An 18789-nucleotide genomic window follows, 5' to 3' on the forward strand; every position below is an offset into this window, starting at 1 on the left:
CTCCTTGAACTGAGGATCCAGACTTCGCTGGCCGTCAGACGGACAACCGAATGTAGGAAAAGCCCCAACGTTTGGGGCTTGTTCTGTGGACTACCGTCGCGCTGAAGGGTTCTATTTTTCTTCAGGTAGCCCTGGCTTGAGTCACCCGATCCACCAGGTAGACCAGTCCGTGGTAGTCGATGGTGCCGTGTTGTGTCAGGCCGATCTCGCAGGTGCGGCTGGTGGAGATGCCTTCGCTGCAATGCTGGACGGCGTCCTTGAGTGTGCGCAGTGAGTGGGCGTTGAGTTCCGGTGTGGTGAAGCCTTTGTCGCCGGCAAAGCCGCAACAATGAATGCCTTCGGGAACGACCACGTGTTTGCTGCATTTGCGCGCCAGGTCGATCAGTGCCTGGCTTTCGCCCAGGTGCTGGGTGCTGCAGGTAACGTGTACCGCGATGGGGGCTTCTTGTGGGGTGAAGTCCAGGCGATCCATCAAGTGCGTGCGGATGAAGCGCACCGGGTCGTACAGGTCCAGGCGTGTTTCGCCAAGGTCCTGGACCAATCGCAAGGTGCAGGGGCTGGTGTCGCAGTAGATGGGATCGAGCCCGCCGCGGCTGGCGTGCAGCAGGGCGGCGATCAGTTCCTGGCGCTTGTGGTCGGCTTGTTCGGCGTAGCCTTTGGAGGCAAAGGGTTGGCCGCAGCACAGGTTGTCCTGATTGTCGGGAATGACGACTTGATAGCCGGCTTTTTCCAGCAGGCTGCGGGTCTTGTCGTACAGCGAGGCCTGTTCTTTGTCCCCTGCCGCCGGGCCCATGACGCGTGACACGCAGGCCGCCAGGTAGACCACGCGCGGGCGTTCGTCCGCCACGGCAGGGCTGAAGCGGATGGCTTTTTCCGGCTGGGGCATGGCGTTGGTCCACTGCGGCACCTGGCCCTTGGACAGCCGTGACACCGTTGCCGAGAGTTTCGCCAGGCGCGGCGCCCCCAGCAGCATGCGTGCGCCGTTGGCGACGTGCAGGGTGAAGCGCAGGCCTTGCAGTGTGGTGGCGAAGTTTCCTTCGATCCAGTTGGCGGTTTTCGTGCGCGTGGCTTCTCGGCTGCGCAGCTTTTTCACCAGCTCACCGGTGTTGATGCCTACGGGGCAGCGTTGAGCACACAAGCCGGTGGCCGCGCAGGTGTCGATGCCCTGGTATTGATAGGCCTGTTCCAGCTCGGAGGTGTCGTTGCCGGCCCGTTGTTTGGCCTGGATGTCGCGCCAGATCACGATGCGTTGGCGCGGGCTCAAGGTCAGGTCTTTGGAGGGGCAGACCGGTTCGCAGAAGCCGCACTCGATGCACTTGTCCACGATCTCGTCGGCGGCGGGCAGCGGTTTGAGGTGCTTGAGATGGATCTGTGGGTCTTCGCTGAGCACCACGTCCGGGTTGAGAATCCCCTGGGGGTCGAGCAGGCGCTTGAGCTGCCACATCAGTTGATAGGCATCGCTGCCCCATTCCAGCTCGACGAAGGGCGCCATGTTGCGGCCGGTGCCGTGTTCGGCTTTCAGCGAACCGCCGAACTCCACGGCCACCAGTTGCGCGACGTCGTCCATGAACGCCTGGTAGCGTGCGATTTCGTCGGCGCTGTTGAAGCCTTGGGTGAAGACGAAGTGCAGATTGCCTTCCAGTGCATGTCCGAAAAGGATCGCTTCGTCGTAGTGATGTTTGTCGAACAGTTCGATCAGGCGGTTCACACCGATGGCGAGTTGCTCCACCGGGAAGGTCACGTCTTCGATGATCACCGTGGTGCCGGTCTTGCGGACTGCGCCCACCGCCGGGAAGGTGTCTTTGCGGATGGCCCAGAGCCGGGCGTTTTCCCGTGGGTCTCCGGTAAAGTCGACCTGTTTTTCCACCGGGAAGCCAGCCAACGAGGCCATGATCCGGGCGAGTTGCTCTTGCAGCAGGGATGAAGACGCCGCGCGGGATTCGATCAACAGGGCGCAGGCATTCGTCGACAGATACTGTACGAAATCCGGCATGCCCGGCTTGTCCTGCACCGAGCGCAAGCTGCGGCGGTCGAGCAGTTCCACGGCCGACACCGGCTGGCTTTTCAGCACGGTGACGGCGTTGCAGCAGGTTTCCACATCGGGGAACACAATCAGTGCCGACGCTTTGTACGGATGGTCGATCACGGTGTTGTAGGTCACCGCGCTGATGAAACCCAGGGTGCCTTCTGAGCCCACCAGCAGGTGGCTCAAGATATCCACAGGCTCGTCAAAATCCACCAGCGCGTTGAGCGACAGCCCAGTGGTATTTTTCAGACGGTACTTGTGGCGAATTCGGGCAGCCAATTCGGTGTTGTCGCGGGTCTCGCGGCCCAAGGTCGCCAGGCGCTCCAACAGGTCTGCGTGGCTGTTGCGAAACGCCGCGACGCTGGCGGCGTCCTCGGTGTCGAGGCGGGTGCCATCGGCCAGCACCAGGCGAATGCCGGCCAGGGTGTGATAGGTGTTTTGCGCCGTGCCGCAGCACATGCCGCTGGCGTTGTTGGCGACGATGCCGCCAATCTTGCAGGCGTTGATCGAGGCCGGATCGGGGCCGATCTTGCGCCCGAACGGTGCCAGCCAGGCGTTGGCCTGGGCGCCAATCACGCCCGGTTGCAAGCGGATCTGCGTGCCTTGCCCGCGAATCTCCCGGGCGTTCCAGTTATCCCCCAGCACGATCAGCACCGAGTCGCTGATGGCCTGGCCGGACAAGCTGGTGCCAGCCGCGCGGAAGGTGACCGGAACCTGGTCGCGCTGGGCCAGTTGCAGCAGGGCGACCACCTCATCTTCGGTTTCGACCCGCACCACCAGTTTCGGAATCAGCCGGTAGAAACTGGCGTCGGTGCCGAAGGCCAGGGTCGACAGCGGGTCGTCGAATCGGCGCTTGGCTGGGATCAGTTGGTGGACGTCGTGTAGGAAAGCAGCCGGAAGCGTCATTGGTCCTCCAGGATCAAGACCACCAGGTCCTTCGGACCGTGGGCGCCGTAGGCCAGCACCTGTTCGATGTCGGCGGTTTTCGATGGGCCCGACACCAGCAGGGCATTGGTGGGCATGCCTTGGGCCCATTCGAATGCCTGCTGCACTTCATAGAAGTTGTTGTGGATCTCGCTGGCCTTGAGCAAGGCGAAATGCACCGGTGGCACCAGGCTCATCAGGCGTGGCTCTTCCCGTGTTGGCCAAAGGATCAGGCTGCCGGTGGCGGCGATGGCGCCGAGGGTTCCGGTCAGGCTGGCGGGCGTCTCGTTGAACAGCTCGGCTTTCCATTCTTCTATCGGCCGGTCGTAGGCCTTGAGCGTCGGCAGGTCCGGATGATTCGCCCAGTACTGCGTGATTTTTTTCCCGTGGGGTGTCGTCGGGGCAATCAGCAGGCTTGGCAGTTGGCGGTCGCGCAGCAGTTGGGCGAGCAACGCCGGCCAGTCCTCGGCACGGGTCAGGTGGATTTCGGTGTGCACCGCTTCCATCAACTTGCGCAACTGCGGGATGCGTTCTTCGGACGCATAGCGGTAGGTCTGCGTCACCAGGTCGACATCGAAGTTGTCGGCCACGGACGTGGTGCCGGTCAGGCTTTTACGCAACTTGGCGAGGATGTTTTCCTTGGCGCTCATCGACGGTCTCCCGGGCGGTTCAGGTGTTCGCGGGCCAGGTCATGCAATGAGCGGGCGGCGGGTTGGGGGGCGCTGTGGTTTTGCGTCCAGGGGCCGACGTTGCGCGGCGTGAGGGCGCGCAGGCGCGTGGCGAGGAAACCGAACAGCCGATACAGGCGCGGCGAGCTGTTGAGCCACGCCCAGGCATTCCAGATGAAGCGTTCCTTGGGCGAGTATTTGCTGCCCTGGCCACGCATCACTTGATGCGGGCTGTCCGGTGCCTTGACGTTTTCTTCGCGCAGGCGCCGCAGCAGGGCCGGGATCGGAATCTTCACCGGGCACACTTCTCCACAGGCACCGCAGAGTGATGAGGCGCTGGGGTGATCGGGCACCTTGGCCAGGCCGACCATGTGTGGCGTGATGATTTTTCCGATAGGCCCCGGGTAAACCTCCCCATAGGCGTGGCCGCCGATTCGGGTGTACACCGGGCAATGATTCATACAGGCGCCGCAGCGGATGCAGTTCAGGGTCTGGCGCAATTCACTGTCGGCAAAGGCCTGGCTGCGACCGTTGTCCAGCAGCACCAGGTGAACTTCCTGGGGGCCGTCCAGTTCCTCGGCCTTGCGTGGGCCGGAGATCATGTTGACGTAGGTGGTGATCGGTTGGCCGAGGGCCGAGCGAGTCAGCAGCGAGAGCAATGGCACGACATCGCGCAGGTTCTCCACCACTTTTTCGATGCCGGTCACGGCGATGTGCACCGGTGGCACGGTGGTGGACATCCGTCCGTTTCCTTCGTTTTCCACCAGCAGCAGCGTGCCGGTTTCGGCGACGGCGAAGTTGACGCCCGACACGCCGATATCGGCTTCGAAGAATTTCTGCCGCAACACCTTGCGACCGATCTGAATGAGTTGGTCGACGTCCTTGGTGTACTCCACGCCGAGTTTGTCGTGGAACAAGGACGCGACCTGACCGGCATTCTTGTGGATCGCCGGCATAATGATGTGTGAAGGCTTCTCGTGATCGAGCTGGACGATGAACTCGCCCATGTCCGATTCCAGGCATTCAATGCCTTGAGCCGCGAGGACATGGTTCATTTCCATCTCTTCGCTGACCATCGATTTGCCCTTGATCACTTGCCGCGCCTCGTGAGCGCGGATGATCGAGAGGACGATGCCGTTGGCTTCGTCCACCGTTTCCGCCCAGTGCACGTTCACACCGTTGCGGGTCAGGTTGGTTTCAAGTTGTTCGAGCAGGTCGGGCAACTTGGATAACGCACGGGCGCGGACGGCATTGCCCAGCACCCGCAGGTGTTCTCTTTCGTGGGCATCGCTGAAGGACGTTGCCCGCTTGGTCATCAGTGAATCCATCGCGCTGCGAAAGTTGTTTCGCAGTTGCGTGTCGCCCAGCGCCTTGTGGGCTCGGGCGCGAAAATCTTCCTGCACCTCTACAGTGGGGATCAGCGTCGGCGTGCTCATGCGGCACCTCCGGTTCGCTGCCAGAGGAAACTCGCCAGATGCTGCCCGCGTAGCGCCTCCTGCTGCTTTTCCAACGCACCGTTGATGTTCATCAAGCAGCCGCAATCGGCACTGACGACCTTATGTGCGCCGGATTCCTTCAGCGCCCGGGTCTTGTCGGCCACCATCGCGCCGGAAATATCCGGCAGGCGCACGCTGAATGTCCCACCGAACCCGCAGCATTCACTTTCGTGACTGTGTTCCACGCGTTCCACGTTGTGCAGCTGCGCCAACAGGGCGCGGCCGTGCAGGTGGGTGTTCATTTCCCGCCGCGCCGAGCACGAAGTGTGCAGCGCCACCTTCACCGGCTCGCCGCCATCCTTCAACTGCACCTGACAGACGAACAACAGGAACTCGGCCAACTCGTAGGTCCGGGCGGCCAAGGCCCGGACTTGTTCAAGCGTGTCGGGTTCGTCCTTGAACAGGTCGCTGTAGTGCTCGCGCAACATGCCCGCGCAGGAGCCCGACGGCACGACCACCGGATAATCTTCGGCAAACAGCGCCAGTTGTGCCCGCGCCACGGTGCGTGCCTGCTCGGTGTAACCCGAGGTGTAGGCCGGTTGCCCGCAGCAACTCTGTCCTTGCGGGTATTCCACCCGGATCCCTTCGCGTTCCAGCAGGTGGATCGCATCCATCCCGGCTTCGGGGTAGAACAGGTCCACCACGCAGGTGCCGAACAGGTAGACCCGTTGCGGTTTCACGCTGGGGTATTGCCGCGGTTCAGGCAGTGGCGGGGCGACACGGGTCGCGTTCGGCACAGCGTTGTAAAAAAGCTCGCTCATCAGGCGTGTCTCCGGGTGGTCCCGGTTATCCGTCCGCTGAGGCTGCTGAATATAGAGAGCAAATCTTTCAGCAGCCTTGCAGACCCGGTGATCAATAGCGAACGCCGGCGGCTATTCCGGCGTCGGTTTTTTCTCTGCGGCGTGTGGTACTCAGTGCACCAGCATGCCGGTAAACCAATAGGCCTGGGCCAAGGTGATCAGGCCGACGATCGTTGCAAAGAATAGGCTGTGTTTGAGGGTGAACCGGAACAGATCCGATTCCTTGCCCACCAGCCCGGTCGCGGCACAGGCCACGGCGATCGATTGCGGCGAGATCATCTTGCCGGTCACGCCGCCGCTGGTGTTGGCGGCCACCAGCAAGGTGTCGTTGACGCCGAGTTGGTGCGCGGTGGTGGCTTGCAGAGAGCTGAACAGCGCGTTGGACGAGGTGTCGGAGCCGGTCAGGAACACCCCCAGCCATCCGAGGAACGGCGAGAAGAACGGGAACGCCGCGCCTGTGCCGGCCAGTACCAGGGCCATGGTCGACGACATGCCCGAATAGTTGGTGACGAAGGCAAACGCCAGGACCATACCGATGGACAGGATCGGCCAGCGCAGCTCGAAAAGGGTCTCTTTAAAAGTGGTAAGACCAGTTTTGAGGTTGATTTTCAACACCAGCATCGAGATCAGCGCGGAGAAGAAAATCGCCGTGCCGGTGGCGGAAATCGGGTCGAGTTTGAACACGGCCGGAATGGCGGTGGGGTTGATCACGATCGGCGCGACCTTGATCACCATCTGGTCCAGGTGCGGGATGGCAAAGTTGAACACCCAGCCGTACATCGAGCCGCCCGCGGCGAACATCGCCTTGAACGGTTTCAGGGTCCAGATCGTGACCAGCACGGTGAGGATCAGGAAGGGCGACCAGGCCTTGATGATTTCCCCCAGGCTGTAGGGCGAAGCCACGGTGCTGCGCGGTTGGCCGAAACCACCCACGCTGGCGGTGACCGTTGCGCCAGACGTGGCGCCGGCAATCTGGGCGCCCGCGGTGCGCTTGGGCTGCCAGACCTTCAGGAACAGGGTCAGGGCGATCAGGCTGGCGAGGGCCGAAGTGATGTCCGGCAGTTCCGGGCCAATGAAGTTGGAGGTGAAGTACTGGGTGACGGCAAAGCTCAGGCCGGCCACCAGTGCGGCTGGCCAGGTTTCCCGCACGCCGCGCAGGCCGTCCATCATGAACACCAGCCAGAACGGCACGAACAGCGACAACAACGGCAGTTGGCGACCGGTCATGGCGCCGATCTTGAAGGCGTCGATCCCGGTGACCTGGCCGGCCACGATGATCGGAATACCCAGCGCGCCAAACGCGACCGGGGCGGTGTTGGCGATCAAGCACAGGCCGGCGGCGTACAGCGGATTGAACCCCAGGCCGACCAGCAGCGCGGCGGTAATCGCGACGGGTGCGCCGAAACCGGCGGCGCCTTCCAGGAAGGCTCCGAAGCAGAAACCGATCAGCAGCACTTGCAGGCGTTGGTCGTCGGTAATCGACAGCACCGAGCTGCGGATGACCTCGAACTGACCGCTCTTGACCGTCAATTTGTACAGGAACACGGCGGCCACGATGATCCAGGCGATGGGCCACAGGCCGTAGGCAAAGCCATATCCGGCGGCGGCGAAGGCCATGTCGGCGGGCATGTTGAAGGCAAATATCGCCACGGCAATCGCCAGGGCCAGGGTGATGCTGCCGGCCACGTGCCCCTTGAGGCGAAACACCGCCAGGGCCAGGAAGAAAAACACGATGGGAATGACGGCCGCGAGTGCGGACAAGCCGAGGCTGCCGAGCGGGCTGTAGAGCTGTTGCCAGGTTTGCATAGTGGGTGGGCCCCTAATTGTTGTTGGTCAGGCACTGATCAGCGAAAGTGGATAATTGGTAATACCAATTTACAAGCGCTGTCGGCTAGGGTAAAAGCCTTGGTTGTCGTGTGTCAATTTGCCGCTTGGAAACTTTCGTCGAATAAGCAGTGCAGATCGCATCTGATCTGCGTGTGCAAATGGCGTCTGGTGGGTGTGGCCGTGGCCCGGATGGGCCAGAATAGAGAGCCCGGCGAGCGGTCGGGATCGTGGAGAGTGGAGTTATGGGGTTTGATCAGATTCGTCAGCGCCGTTTGTCTGACGATATTGTCGAGCGGCTTGAAGGCATGATCCTTGAGGGCACGTTGAAGTCTGGCGAGCGGCTGCCGGCCGAGCGGACCCTGGCCGAACAGTTCGGTGTGTCACGGCCTTCGTTGCGCGAGGCGATCCAGAAGCTGGCGGCCAAGGGCTTGCTGGTCAGTCGCCAGGGGGGCGGTAACTACGTCGTGGAGTCACTGGGCTCGACGTTCAGTGACCCGTTGTTGCAATTGTTGGAAAGCAACCCCGATGCGCAGCGGGACCTGCTGGAATTTCGTCACACCCTGGAAGCGTCCTGTGCCTATTACGCCGCACAGCGGGCCACGGATGTCGATCGCGAACGCCTGACGGCAGCCTTCGAAGAATTGCAGGATTGTTATTCGCGGCACGAAGAGGTGAGTCGGGCGGAGGAGGGGGCGGCGGATGCGCGCTTCCACCTGGCGATCGCCGAAGCCAGCCATAACGCGGTCTTGCTGCACACCATCCGTGGCTTGTTCGACCTGCTCAAGCGCAATGTGGTGACCAACATCGGCGGCATGTACAAGCAGCGCAGCGAAACCCGCGACATGCTGATCAGCCAGCACCGCGAGCTGTACCAGGCAATCATGGACGGGCACGCCGAGCAGGCGCGGGAAGTGTCCAGCCGGCATATTCTGTACGTGCAGGAAGTCTTGGAAGAGGTGCGCCAGGAAGTGCAGCGAGTGGCGCGGGCAGAGCGGCGCAAGGGGATTTAGATTCGATCCTGTGGGAGCGAGCTTGCTCGCGATGGCGTACTTTCAATCAACATCGATGTTGACTGACCCGCCGTTATCGCGAGCAAGCTCCCACATTCGATTTTCCGAGGGCTAGTCTTCCTTGCCCTTGTTGCGCACCGCACGCTGCAGTTCACGACCGGCGTCGCGCTCGCGTTCGGTATCGCGCTTGTCGTATTCCTTCTTGCCCTTGCCCAGCGCAATCTCGCACTTGATCAGGTGCTTGCTCCAGTACAGCGACGTACAGACGCAGGTGTAGCCTTTCTGCTGCACGGAGGCGAAGAGCTTTTCCAGCTCGCGCTTGTTGAGCAGCAGCTTGCGCGAGCGTACCGGGTCGGCGATCACGTGGGTGCTGGCCGTGGTCAGCGGGGTGATGTGACTGCCCAGCAGCCAGGCTTCGCCGTCCTTGAGCAGCACGTAGCTGTCCACCAACTGCGCCTTGCCGGCGCGCAGGCTCTTTACTTCCCAGCCGGCCAGGACCATGCCAGCCTCGAAACGTTGTTCGATGAAGTAGTCGTGTCGCGCCTTTTTATTTTGCGCGATGGTCCCTGTGGGGTGTTTCTTCTGTTTAGCCATAGGGGCGGCATTATAGGCAGTTGCGTGCGTGTCGGCTACGGTGAACCTGCATGCTTGAGCACCTTGAGTGAATCCCGGACAATGCGGCCTCTTTTTTGAACGCTTGGGCGTGATCACGATGTCGACAGACAAGGTTTCTGTCCACGGCAGTTGGGCTAGCCGCTGGGTCTTCATACTCGCTGCGACCGGTTCTGCGGTGGGGCTGGGTAGTATCTGGAAGTTTCCGTACATGGTCGGGGTCTACGGTGGCGGCGCCTTCGTATTGATGTTCCTGGCGTGCATCGCACTCATCGGCGCGCCGGTCATGCTCGCCGAGACCCTGATCGGTCGCCGCGCCCGGCAAAGTCCGGCCAATGCCTTGAAGGTGCTCGCGGTGGAAGCCGGGCACTCGACCAAGTGGTCGTGGGGCGCCTTCGCCGGAATGATCACGGCCTTGTTGATCCTGTCTTTCTATAGCGTGGTCGGCGGCTGGTCGCTGGACTACATCATCGACATGGGCCGCGGCGATTTCCAGGGCGTCGCGCCTGACCAGGTCGGAGCGTATTTCGGCAAGGTCATCGATGATCCCTGGCGGTTGACCCTCTGGCATACGATCTTCATGGTGCTGTCGGCGGTGGTGATCGCCAAAGGCGTGGTGGCCGGGCTTGAGCGCAGCTTGCGAATCATGATGCCGCTGCTGTTCGTGATGATCCTAGTGCTGCTGGGTTACAGCATGACCACCGGGCACTTCATGGAGGGCCTGCACTTCATGTTCGATTTCAAGCCGGAGAAAGTCCTGGATGGCTTGCTGCCGGCCATGGGGCACGCGTTCTTCTCGCTGAGCGTGGGGGTCGGCTCGATCATGATCTACGGCGCCTACATGCCCAAGAACGCTTCGCTTACCCGCACCGTCGTCGGTGTCGCGCTGCTGGACACCTTCGTGTCGCTGATGGCGGGTGTGGCTTTGTTTCCGATTGTGTTCGCCGCCGGGCTCAACCCCAGCGAAGGACCGGGGTTGATGTTCGTCAGCCTGCCCTTTGCCTTCGGTAGCATGGCGTTCGGCCAAGTCATGGGCGTGGTGTTTTTCGTGCTGGTGGCTATTGCGGCCTGGAGTTCGGCGATTTCCCTGCTGGAACCCATGGTGGCTTACCTCGTGGAACGGACCCGGATCGGTCGCGCCTGGGTCACGTTCTGGCTGGCTTTCACCTGCTGGTTCGTAGGCCTGGGCACGGTGTTTTCCTTCAATATATGGAAGCAGGCGAAGTTTTTCGTGAACGAAGACGGCTTGTTCCACCTCTACCAGTGGGGAGCAACCGGAGGCCTGGATTTCTTCGGCGTGATTGATTTCTTCACATCACGGATCATGCTGCCATTGGGCGGGTTGTGTTTCGTGGTGTTTGCAGGATGGGTCATGGGGCGTGAGGCGGTGCGTGATGAATTGTCGCTGCGCAGCCCTGTATTGTTTGCCTTGAGCCTGTTCTTGATGCGCTACGTGGCGCCCATCGGCATTCTCGTAGTGTTTGCCGCCCAGCTGTGGAAGTGACGCTTACATGACGACACATATTCAACGCTCGGCCTTGCTGCCTTACCCGGCGCAGGCGCTGTACGACCTGGTCAACGATGTGGCCAGTTATCCACAGTTCCTGCCGTGGTGCTCGTCCGCCGAGGTACTGGAAAGCTCCGACACCCACATGCGCGCCAGTCTCGATATTGCCAAGGGTGGGTTGAGCCAGCGCTTCGTTACGCGCAATACCCTGGTGCCGGGGCAGTCCATCGAGATGAACCTGGAGGAGGGGCCGTTCAACCAGCTCCACGGTGTCTGGGTGTTCAAGCCTCTGGGCGACAAGGCCTGCAAGATCAGCCTGGACTTGTCCTTCGATTACGCCGGTCCATTGGTGCGGGCGACGCTGGGGCCGCTGTTCAACCAGGCGGCCAACACCCTGGTCGATGCGTTCTGCCAGCGTGCCAAGCAGAACGCAGAGCTCAAGCGTTGATTGAAATCGAAGTGGTGTACGCGTGCGTGGAGCGCCAGTTCTTGCGCGCATTCGCGGTGCCGGAAGGGACGAGCGTGCGCGCGGCGTTGACGGCCTCCGGGGTTGCCGAAGCCTTCCCTGAACTCGATCTGGCGACCTGCCCGGTCGGGATCTTTGGCAAGGTGGTTGTCGATCCCGAGAACCAGCAGGTGCAAGCCGCCGATCGCCTGGAAATCTACCGGCCGCTGCTGGCGGATCCGAAGGAGATTCGTCGCCTGCGTGCCCTCAAGGCAGCGCAAGCGCGCCAGTCCGAGCAGTAGTCCGTCGAATCGAGGCAATAAAAAACCCGGCATGCCGGGTTTTTTCATGTCGCCGATTATTGCGGCGAGGTGTCCAGCGGTTCTGGCGTCGGGACGGGTACGGTCTCGACGTTGTCCACATCCTTCTGGATCTGGTCCAGCAGCGATCCTGGCTTGGCCGGTTTTTCCGGTTTCGGCTTTTCGGCGTTCTGGGTCGGATCGGTAACGGTCGTACCGCTGTCCTTGCCCATGATGGCCTCGTCGCGGCTCACACCGGGCATGAAGTCGCCCGACAGGCTGACGAGCTGGTCATTGCCATTGAAGATAACGCTGATGCGTTCCTGTTGGCGCTCACCGCCACCTGGCTGCAAGCTGTACAGATAATCCCAGCGATCGGCATGGAACGTGTCGGCGAGCAGGGGGTTGCCCATGATAAACCGTACTTGCCGGCGGGTCATTCCCGGGCGTAACTGGTCTATCATGTCCTGCGTGACGACATTGCCCTGCTGGATGTCGATTTTGTAAACCCCGGGGAATGAACAACCGGCGAGTGCGAGCAGTCCCACGAAGGTGAAACTGGTTAGCAAGAGCTTGGTGTTTTGCATCGGTGGGCGACTTCCACTATCTTGGCTGGGACAACGTAAACGCCGATCATACCCGCATTAAGAGAAGCTGCGAAGCAGCATCGCGAGAAAGCTGACCATGGTTGAAAATAGCGAACTACGCAAAGCCGGCCTCAAAGTGACCCTGCCACGGGTCAAGATTCTACAAATGCTCGATTCTGCCGAGCAACGCCACATGAGTGCCGAAGACGTCTACAAGGCGCTTATGGAAGCTGGCGAGGACGTTGGTCTGGCCACGGTTTACCGTGTCCTGACTCAATTCGAGGCAGCGGGTCTTGTGGCTCGTCACAATTTCGATGGCGGTCATGCGGTCTTCGAATTGGCTGACGGGGAGCATCACGATCACATGGTGAACGTGGAAACCCGTGAGGTCATCGAATTCGTCAGCCCGGAAATCGAAAAGCTGCAAAAGGCAATTGCTGAGGAGTATGGCTTCGAGTTGATCGACCACCATCTCGTCCTGCACGTGCGCAAAAAGAAGTAAGCACGTTGCGTGAGCCACGGCTCCCAAAACGATAGAAGGCGACCCCAGGGTCGCCTTCTTGCTTTGTGGCTTTTATCGGTCGTATGTCAGGTTTTTGCGGCGATGACCATTTTTTTCGCGTGGGCCAGGGATTCCTTGGTGAGGTCGATCCCTCCCAGCATTCGAGCCACTTCCTCCACGCGCTCGCTCTTGTTGAGCTTGGACACGGCCGTTCGGGTGGCATCCTCGCCGCGCACCTTATGCACAAATAGATGCTGGTGCCCTTGGGCGGCCACTTGGGGCAAGTGAGTGACGGTCAGCACCTGACCGCGCTCCCCCAGTCGGCGCAGCAACTGGCCGACAATCTCCGCCGTCGGGCCGCCGATGCCCACGTCCACTTCGTCGAAGACCAGTGTCGGCACGCGCGAGGTCTGCGCCGTGATGACCTGGATGGCCAGGCTGATCCGTGACAACTCACCGCCCGAGGCGACTTTTGCCAGGGCCTTGAGCGGTTGCCCGGGGTTGGCGCTGACCAGCAATTCCACTTGCTCCAATCCGTTGGGCTGGAGTTCATCGCTGGCGTTGGGTTTCAGCTCGATGGTGAAGCGGCCCCCGGGCATGCCCAGGCGCTGGATTTCCTGTTCCACGGCGCTGGCCAGCCCGGTGGCGGCCTGCTGCCGAAGTGCGCTCAGCTCCTTGGCCTTTTCCTGGTAATGACGGGCGTAGGATGCCAGTTCCTCCCCCAGGCGCTCGATGGACTCATCGTTGGCGTTCAGGGTTTCCAGTTCCTCCAGCAGGCGTTGCTGAAGTTCGACGACGTCGGTCGGCTGGACGCGATGCTTGCGTGCCAGGGTATAGATGGTATCCAGCCGCTCTTCCAGGTATTGCAGGCGTGCTGGGTCGGCATCGAAGTGGTCGAGGAAGCGGTTCAGTTCCCCGACGGCTTCCTCGACCTGGATTTGTGCACTCGTCAGCAGGTTGGTCGCTTCGTTCAGGGCTCCGACCGAGTTGTTCACGCTGGTGAGTCGATTCAGGCTGGCGGTCAGCGCATTGAGCACGTTTCCCGAATCGCTTTCGCTGCACTGCTCCACGACCTGGCGGCAGATGCCCAGCAGGGCTTCGGCGTTGGTCAGGTTCTTGTGTTCCTGCTCCAGCTCTTCCAGTTCATTTTCGCCCAGGGCCAGGTTTTCCAGCTCCTCGAGCTGATAGCTCAGCAGTTGGTGGCGCGCCCGTTGTTCGTCGCCGGAGTTGGACAGTCGGTCCAGTTCCTGGCGCGTTTGTCGCCAGCGCTGGGCCGCCAGTTGAACCTGGCGCGCCAGGTCGGTGGCACCGGCGTACTCGTCGAGCAGGCGTCGATGGGTGTCGGTCTTGAGCAGGGATTGGTGTTCGTGCTGGCTATGGATGTCGATCAGCAGTTCGCCCAGGGCCTTGAGGTCGCCCAGTGGGCAGGGCGTGCCGTTGATGTAGCCTCGCGAGCGGCCTTCCGCCGTGATGACCCGGCGCAAGATGCACAGGCCGTCGGTGTCCAGGTCGCGCTCGGCCAGCCAGGCACTGGCTTCGGGGATGTCTACCAGGTCGAAGGTCGCCAGGATGTCGGCCTTGTCCGCGCCGGGACGCACCACGCCGTTGTCGGCGCGATCGCCCAGTGTCAGGCCCAGGGCGTCGAGCATGATCGATTTGCCGGCACCGGTTTCACCGGTGATCACGCTCATGCCTCGATCGAGTTCGAGGTCGAGGTGTTCGACGATGGCGTAGTTGTGTACGGACAGGTGCACCAGCATAAGGCCGCTCCCAGGCTTTAGGTCTGGTTATTTATACAGTGTTTTGTTTTGGCCTGACAATGCCTTCGCTTAGCTCGATTTGCTTGAGCGGAAGCATTTCTTAGCGCTGGCTGGAATGGATATGCAGCTGTTTTTTGTAAGGTTAATTCGTCGGCAAGCCCTTGAAGCTGAAAAACCTGGCCCCATATACCGGGGCAGAAGCGCGAGTCGAGCTCGCGGACGAAATTGAAAGGAGAAATCTATGGCTGACGAACAGACGCAGGATACGCAAAATCTAGACGCCAATCAGGCTCCCCAGGATTCGGGTGATGATCTGGCAGCACGTGTACAAGTGCTCGAAGAGCAACTGGCCGGCGCGCAGGATCAGGCGTTGCGTGTGGCAGCCGACCTGCAGAATGTCCGCCGTCGCGCCGAGCAGGATGTGGAAAAAGCCCACAAATTCGCCCTGGAGCGTTTCGCCGGCGACCTGCTGCCGATCATCGACAGCCTGGAGCGCGGCCTGGAGCTGTCCAGCCCGGACGACGAAAACATCCGTCCGATGCGCGAAGGCATCGAGCTGACCCTGAAAATGTTCCAGGACACCCTCAAGCGTTATCAGCTGGAAGCCATCGACCCGCACGGCGAACCCTTCAACGCCGAGCATCACCAGGCCATGGCGATGCAGGAAAGTGCCGACGTCGAGCCAAACAGTGTCCTGAAGGTGTTCCAGAAGGGCTATCTGCTCAACGGTCGCCTGCTGCGCCCGGCCATGGTCGTGGTCAGCAAGGCGCCAGCTCCGGTTTCGCCTTCTATTGATGAGCAGGCTTGAAAACGGTCGTAACGGCCCCATCTATAAGTCAAGCGTTTAAGTGCTACCGCAGTTAGCCACCACTGCTGCGGCAACCAAATCCAAGTTCCGGGAGAGTTAACATGGGCAAGATTATCGGTATCGACCTGGGGACCACCAACTCGTGCGTCTCCGTGCTGGAAAACGGCAAGGCCAAGGTGATTGAGAACGCCGAAGGCGCGCGTACCACGCCGTCGATCATCGCGTACGCCAACGATGGCGAAATTCTGGTTGGCCAGTCGGCCAAGCGTCAGGCCGTGACCAATCCGCATAACACCCTGTACGCGGTGAAGCGTCTGATCGGTCGCAAGTTCGACGAAGAAGTTGTTCAGAAAGACATCAAGATGGTGCCTTACAAAATCGCCAAGGCTGACAATGGCGACGCCTGGGTCGAAGTGAACGGCCAGAAAATGGCACCGCCACAGATTTCGGCTGAAATCCTGAAGAAGATGAAGAAAACCGCCGAAGACTACCTCGGCGAAGCGGTGACCGAAGCCGTTATTACCGTGCCTGCCTACTTCAACGACAGCCAGCGTCAGGCCACCAAGGACGCCGGCCGCATCGCGGGCCTGGATGTAAAACGTATCATCAACGAACCGACCGCTGCGGCGCTGGCCTACGGCATGGACAAGGCCAAGGGCGACCACACCGTGATCGTCTATGACCTGGGTGGTGGTACTTTCGACGTTTCCGTGATCGAAATCGCCGAAGTCGATGGCGAGCACCAGTTCGAAGTACTGGCAACCAACGGTGACACGTTCCTGGGTGGTGAAGACTTCGACATCCGCCTGATCGACTACCTCGTCGACGAGTTCAAGAAAGAAAGCGGCATGAACCTCAAGGGTGACCCGCTGGCGATGCAGCGTCTGAAAGAAGCCGCTGAAAAAGCCAAGATCGAACTGTCCTCGAGCCAGTCGACCGACGTGAACCTGCCGTACATCACCGCAGATGCCACCGGTCCTAAGCACTTGAACGTGAAGATCTCCCGCGCCAAGCTCGAAGCGCTGGTGGAAGACCTGGTTCAACGCACCATCGAACCTTGCCGCATCGCCATGAAAGATGCCGGTATCGACGTCGGCTCGATCAACGACGTGATCCTGGTGGGCGGTCAGACCCGTATGCCACTGGTCCAGAAGCTGGTGACCGATTTCTTCGGCAAGGAAGCACGTAAAGACGTGAACCCGGACGAAGCCGTTGCCATGGGTGCTGCGATCCAGGGCGCCGTTCTGGCCGGTGACGTGAAGGACGTCCTGCTGCTCGACGTCAGCCCGCTGACCCTGGGTATCGAAACCATGGGTGGCGTGATGACTGCGCTGATCGAGAAGAACACCACGATTCCTACCAAGAAATCCCAGGTGTTCTCGACGGCCGACGACAACCAGAGCGCCGTGACCATTCACGTGCTGCAAGGTGAGCGCAAGCAAGCCGCCCAGAACAAGTCCCTGGGCAAGTTCGACCTGGCCGAGATTCCACCAGCACCACGTGGCGTGCCACAAATCGAAGTGACCTTCGACATCGACGCCAACGGCATCCTGCACGTCGGCGCGAAAGACAAGGCCACCGGCAAGACCCAGTCGATCGTGATCAAGGCCAACTCCGGCCTGTCCGAGGAAGAAATTCAGCAGATGGTTCGCGATGCTGAAGTCAACGCCGAGGAAGACCGCAAGTTCGAAGAGCTGGCCAGCGCCCGTAACCAGGGTGATGCCCTGGTGCACTCGACTCGCAAGATGATCGCTGACGCCGGTGACAAAGTGACTGCGGAAGAGAAGACTGCGATCGAAGCCGCCGTGGTTGCCCTGGAAGCCGCTGTGAAAGGCGACGACAAGGCGGCCATCGAAGCGAAGATCGAAGAGCTGTCCAAGGTCTCCGCGCCAGTGGCCCAGAAGATGTACGCCGAGCAGGCTCAACCTGCCGAAGGCGCGGCGGCACAGGGCGAATCGGCCGAAAAAGCCGACGACGTCGTGGACGCCGAGTTCGAAGAAGTGAAAGACCACAAGTAATCGCTTGTTGGTCGGCCGGTTGACTGCATTTGTGCGGTGGCTGGTAGGATGTCGCCGCGCGGGGGCTTGCTCCCGCGTTGGCGTGTCTGGAGCCAATGAATTTTTACAGCGTGCGACAGTGCTCGGACGCTGGCGGTGTGAACGGGAATGCTCCTGCTTTCCGGGCAAGTGACACCGCGTTTTGGCCGGTTCCCTGGCTGAAAGATGTGGGTTTGCATGAAGGGTTGCGCAGGCGCTTTTCATGCAGAGCCTGAGACCAGGATCGTTGAATCGACGTGGTTGGGCCTGGGCCTTTGCGGGGAGGGCTCAACGAGTTTGGCAAGGTTCAGGAGAGGTTTGCCGAACGTCCTATAAGAGTGCAAAGACTAATGGCAAAGCGTGACTATTACGAAGTATTGGGTGTTGAGCGGGGGGCCAGCGAGGCAGAGCTGAAAAAGGCCTATCGTCGTCTGGCGATGAAGCACCACCCGGATCGTAATCCCGATGACAAGGCGTCCGAGGAACTGTTCAAGGAAGCCAACGAGGCTTACGAAGTCCTGTCCGACTCCAGCAAGCGCGCGGCCTACGACCAGTATGGTCATGCTGGTGTCGACCCGAGCATGGGGGGTGGCGGTGCCGGGTTTGGCGGCCAGAACTTCTCCGACATTTTCGGTGACGTGTTCAGTGACTTCTTTGGTGGCGGTCGCGGCGGTGCCCGTGGCGGCGCCCAGCGTGGCAGCGATCTGCGCTACACCCTGGAGCTGAACCTGGAAGAAGCGGTGCGCGGTACCACCGTCAACATCCGCGTGCCGACGCTGGTCAATTGCAAGCCGTGCGACGGCTCGGGTGCCAAGAAGGGTTCCTCGCCCGTCACGTGCCCGACCTGCGGTGGCATCGGCCAGGTTCGCATGCAACAGGGCTTCTTCTCGGTGCAGCAGACCTGCCCGCGCTGCCATGGCCAGGGCAAGATCATTTCCGATCCGTGCGACTCCTGCCACGGCGAAGGGCGTGTCGAAGAGTACAAGACGCTGTCGGTCAAGGTGCCGGCCGGTGTCGATACCGGTGACCGCATTCGTCTGTCCGGCGAAGGCGAGGCGGGTGCCCAGGGCGGCCCGACCGGCGACCTGTACGTGGTGATCAATGTGCGCGAGCACGCGATCTTCCAGCGCGACGGCAAGCATCTGTTCTGCGAAGTGCCTATCAGCTTCGTCGATGCAGCCTTGGGTGGCGAGCTCGAGATCCCGACCCTCGACGGTCGCGTCAAGTTGAAGATTCCCGAGGGTACGCAAACCGGCAAGCAATTCCGGATCCGCGGCAAAGGTGTTGCGCCCGTGCGCGGCGGTGGCGCTGGCGACCTGATGTGCCGCGTCGCGGTGGAGACGCCGGTCAACCTGAGTCGGCGCCAGCGTGAGTTGCTGGAGGAGTTCCGCAGTTCGCTGGAGGGTGACAACAGCCACTCCCCGAAAACCACCGGTTGGTTCGAAGGCGTGAAGCGCTTCTTCGGCGATCTGTAAGGAGGTC

16 protein-coding genes are annotated in these 18789 nt (G+C 61.1%); 8 read left to right on the forward strand and 8 right to left on the reverse strand.

Annotation, left to right across the window (positions count from 1 at the left end; all coding sequences use genetic code 11):
• Positions 1 to 121 precede the first annotated feature (121 nt).
• From V5F23_RS03745 to V5F23_RS03765, 5 genes are all read right to left on the reverse strand, one after another.
• On the reverse strand, positions 122 to 2932 hold the full coding sequence (locus tag V5F23_RS03745; RefSeq protein ID WP_338497637.1) for an FAD-binding and (Fe-S)-binding domain-containing protein: 2811 nt from the start codon (positions 2930 to 2932) through the stop codon (positions 122 to 124).
• Complete coding sequence (locus V5F23_RS03750) at positions 2929 to 3600, reverse strand: lactate utilization protein C (RefSeq protein ID WP_053145635.1); 672 nt, start codon at positions 3598 to 3600, stop codon at positions 2929 to 2931. The genes V5F23_RS03745 and V5F23_RS03750 overlap by 4 nt, the downstream gene beginning before the upstream one ends.
• Positions 3597 to 5054 (reverse strand): LutB/LldF family L-lactate oxidation iron-sulfur protein, encoded by a 1458-nt coding sequence (locus V5F23_RS03755; protein ID WP_042730884.1) that lies wholly within the window; start codon positions 5052 to 5054, stop codon positions 3597 to 3599. The genes V5F23_RS03750 and V5F23_RS03755 overlap by 4 nt, the downstream gene beginning before the upstream one ends.
• Positions 5051 to 5875, reverse strand: coding sequence for a (Fe-S)-binding protein (locus tag V5F23_RS03760; RefSeq protein WP_053145633.1), 825 nt, complete (start codon positions 5873 to 5875; stop codon positions 5051 to 5053). The genes V5F23_RS03755 and V5F23_RS03760 overlap by 4 nt, the downstream gene beginning before the upstream one ends.
• Before the next feature lie 150 nt (positions 5876 to 6025).
• The gene (locus V5F23_RS03765; protein ID WP_047738373.1) at positions 6026 to 7720 is read right to left on the reverse strand and encodes a lactate permease LctP family transporter; all 1695 of its coding nucleotides are present in this window, start codon (positions 7718 to 7720) and stop codon (positions 6026 to 6028) included.
• A gap of 263 nt (positions 7721 to 7983) precedes the next feature.
• Between V5F23_RS03765 and V5F23_RS03770 the strand changes: the two genes are divergently transcribed.
• On the forward strand, positions 7984 to 8751 hold the full coding sequence (locus V5F23_RS03770; RefSeq protein WP_042730881.1) for an FCD domain-containing protein: 768 nt from the start codon (positions 7984 to 7986) through the stop codon (positions 8749 to 8751).
• 111 nt (positions 8752 to 8862) lie between these two features.
• On the opposite strand, the gene smpB is transcribed toward V5F23_RS03770, so the two are convergent.
• A complete protein-coding gene (smpB, locus tag V5F23_RS03775; RefSeq protein WP_042730880.1) occupies positions 8863 to 9345 on the reverse strand; it encodes an SsrA-binding protein SmpB in 483 nt (160 codons plus the stop codon).
• A 118-nt stretch (positions 9346 to 9463) separates the two neighbouring features.
• On the opposite strand from smpB, the gene V5F23_RS03780 reads away from it, so the two are divergent.
• Genes V5F23_RS03780 through V5F23_RS03790 form a run of 3 tightly spaced genes read left to right on the forward strand, consistent with a single transcriptional unit; the run spans position 9464 to position 11617 of the window.
• A complete protein-coding gene (locus V5F23_RS03780; protein WP_042730887.1) occupies positions 9464 to 10867 on the forward strand; it encodes a sodium-dependent transporter in 1404 nt (467 codons plus the stop codon).
• 7 nt (positions 10868 to 10874) lie between these two features.
• Positions 10875 to 11318 carry a type II toxin-antitoxin system RatA family toxin gene (locus tag V5F23_RS03785; protein WP_042730879.1) on the forward strand — a complete coding sequence of 148 codons (444 nt, stop codon included), beginning with the start codon at positions 10875 to 10877 and terminating at the stop codon, positions 11316 to 11318.
• Positions 11315 to 11617 carry an RnfH family protein gene (locus tag V5F23_RS03790; protein ID WP_053145631.1) on the forward strand — a complete coding sequence of 101 codons (303 nt, stop codon included), beginning with the start codon at positions 11315 to 11317 and terminating at the stop codon, positions 11615 to 11617. The genes V5F23_RS03785 and V5F23_RS03790 overlap by 4 nt, the downstream gene beginning before the upstream one ends.
• Before the next feature lie 56 nt (positions 11618 to 11673).
• Here V5F23_RS03790 and V5F23_RS03795 read toward each other — a convergent pair whose 3' ends face one another.
• Positions 11674 to 12201 carry an outer membrane protein assembly factor BamE gene (locus tag V5F23_RS03795; RefSeq protein ID WP_042730877.1) on the reverse strand — a complete coding sequence of 176 codons (528 nt, stop codon included), beginning with the start codon at positions 12199 to 12201 and terminating at the stop codon, positions 11674 to 11676.
• A 97-nt stretch (positions 12202 to 12298) separates the two neighbouring features.
• Between V5F23_RS03795 and fur the strand changes: the two genes are divergently transcribed.
• Positions 12299 to 12703 carry a ferric iron uptake transcriptional regulator gene (gene fur / locus V5F23_RS03800; protein WP_042730876.1) on the forward strand — a complete coding sequence of 135 codons (405 nt, stop codon included), beginning with the start codon at positions 12299 to 12301 and terminating at the stop codon, positions 12701 to 12703.
• A gap of 86 nt (positions 12704 to 12789) precedes the next feature.
• Here the strand turns inward: fur and recN are convergent, their stop codons facing one another.
• Positions 12790 to 14463 carry a DNA repair protein RecN gene (recN, locus tag V5F23_RS03805; RefSeq protein WP_042730875.1) on the reverse strand — a complete coding sequence of 558 codons (1674 nt, stop codon included), beginning with the start codon at positions 14461 to 14463 and terminating at the stop codon, positions 12790 to 12792.
• A 241-nt stretch (positions 14464 to 14704) separates the two neighbouring features.
• Between recN and grpE the strand changes: the two genes are divergently transcribed.
• The 3 genes from grpE (at position 14705) to dnaJ (ending at position 18782) form a co-directional block, all read left to right on the forward strand.
• Positions 14705 to 15271, forward strand: a complete 567-nt coding sequence (gene grpE / locus V5F23_RS03810; protein ID WP_042730874.1) for a nucleotide exchange factor GrpE — start codon at positions 14705 to 14707, stop codon at positions 15269 to 15271.
• 101 nt (positions 15272 to 15372) lie between these two features.
• Positions 15373 to 17289, forward strand: coding sequence for a molecular chaperone DnaK (gene dnaK, locus V5F23_RS03815; RefSeq protein WP_047738367.1), 1917 nt, complete (start codon positions 15373 to 15375; stop codon positions 17287 to 17289).
• 368 nt (positions 17290 to 17657) lie between these two features.
• The gene (gene dnaJ, locus V5F23_RS03820; RefSeq protein WP_042728695.1) at positions 17658 to 18782 is read left to right on the forward strand and encodes a molecular chaperone DnaJ; all 1125 of its coding nucleotides are present in this window, start codon (positions 17658 to 17660) and stop codon (positions 18780 to 18782) included.
• The last annotated feature ends 7 nt before the right edge of the window (positions 18783 to 18789 follow it).

The sequence above is a fragment of the Pseudomonas sp. WP18 genome (assembly GCF_036689585.1).
GTDB classification, from domain to species: Bacteria; Pseudomonadota; Gammaproteobacteria; order Pseudomonadales; family Pseudomonadaceae; genus Aquipseudomonas; species Aquipseudomonas chlororaphis_E.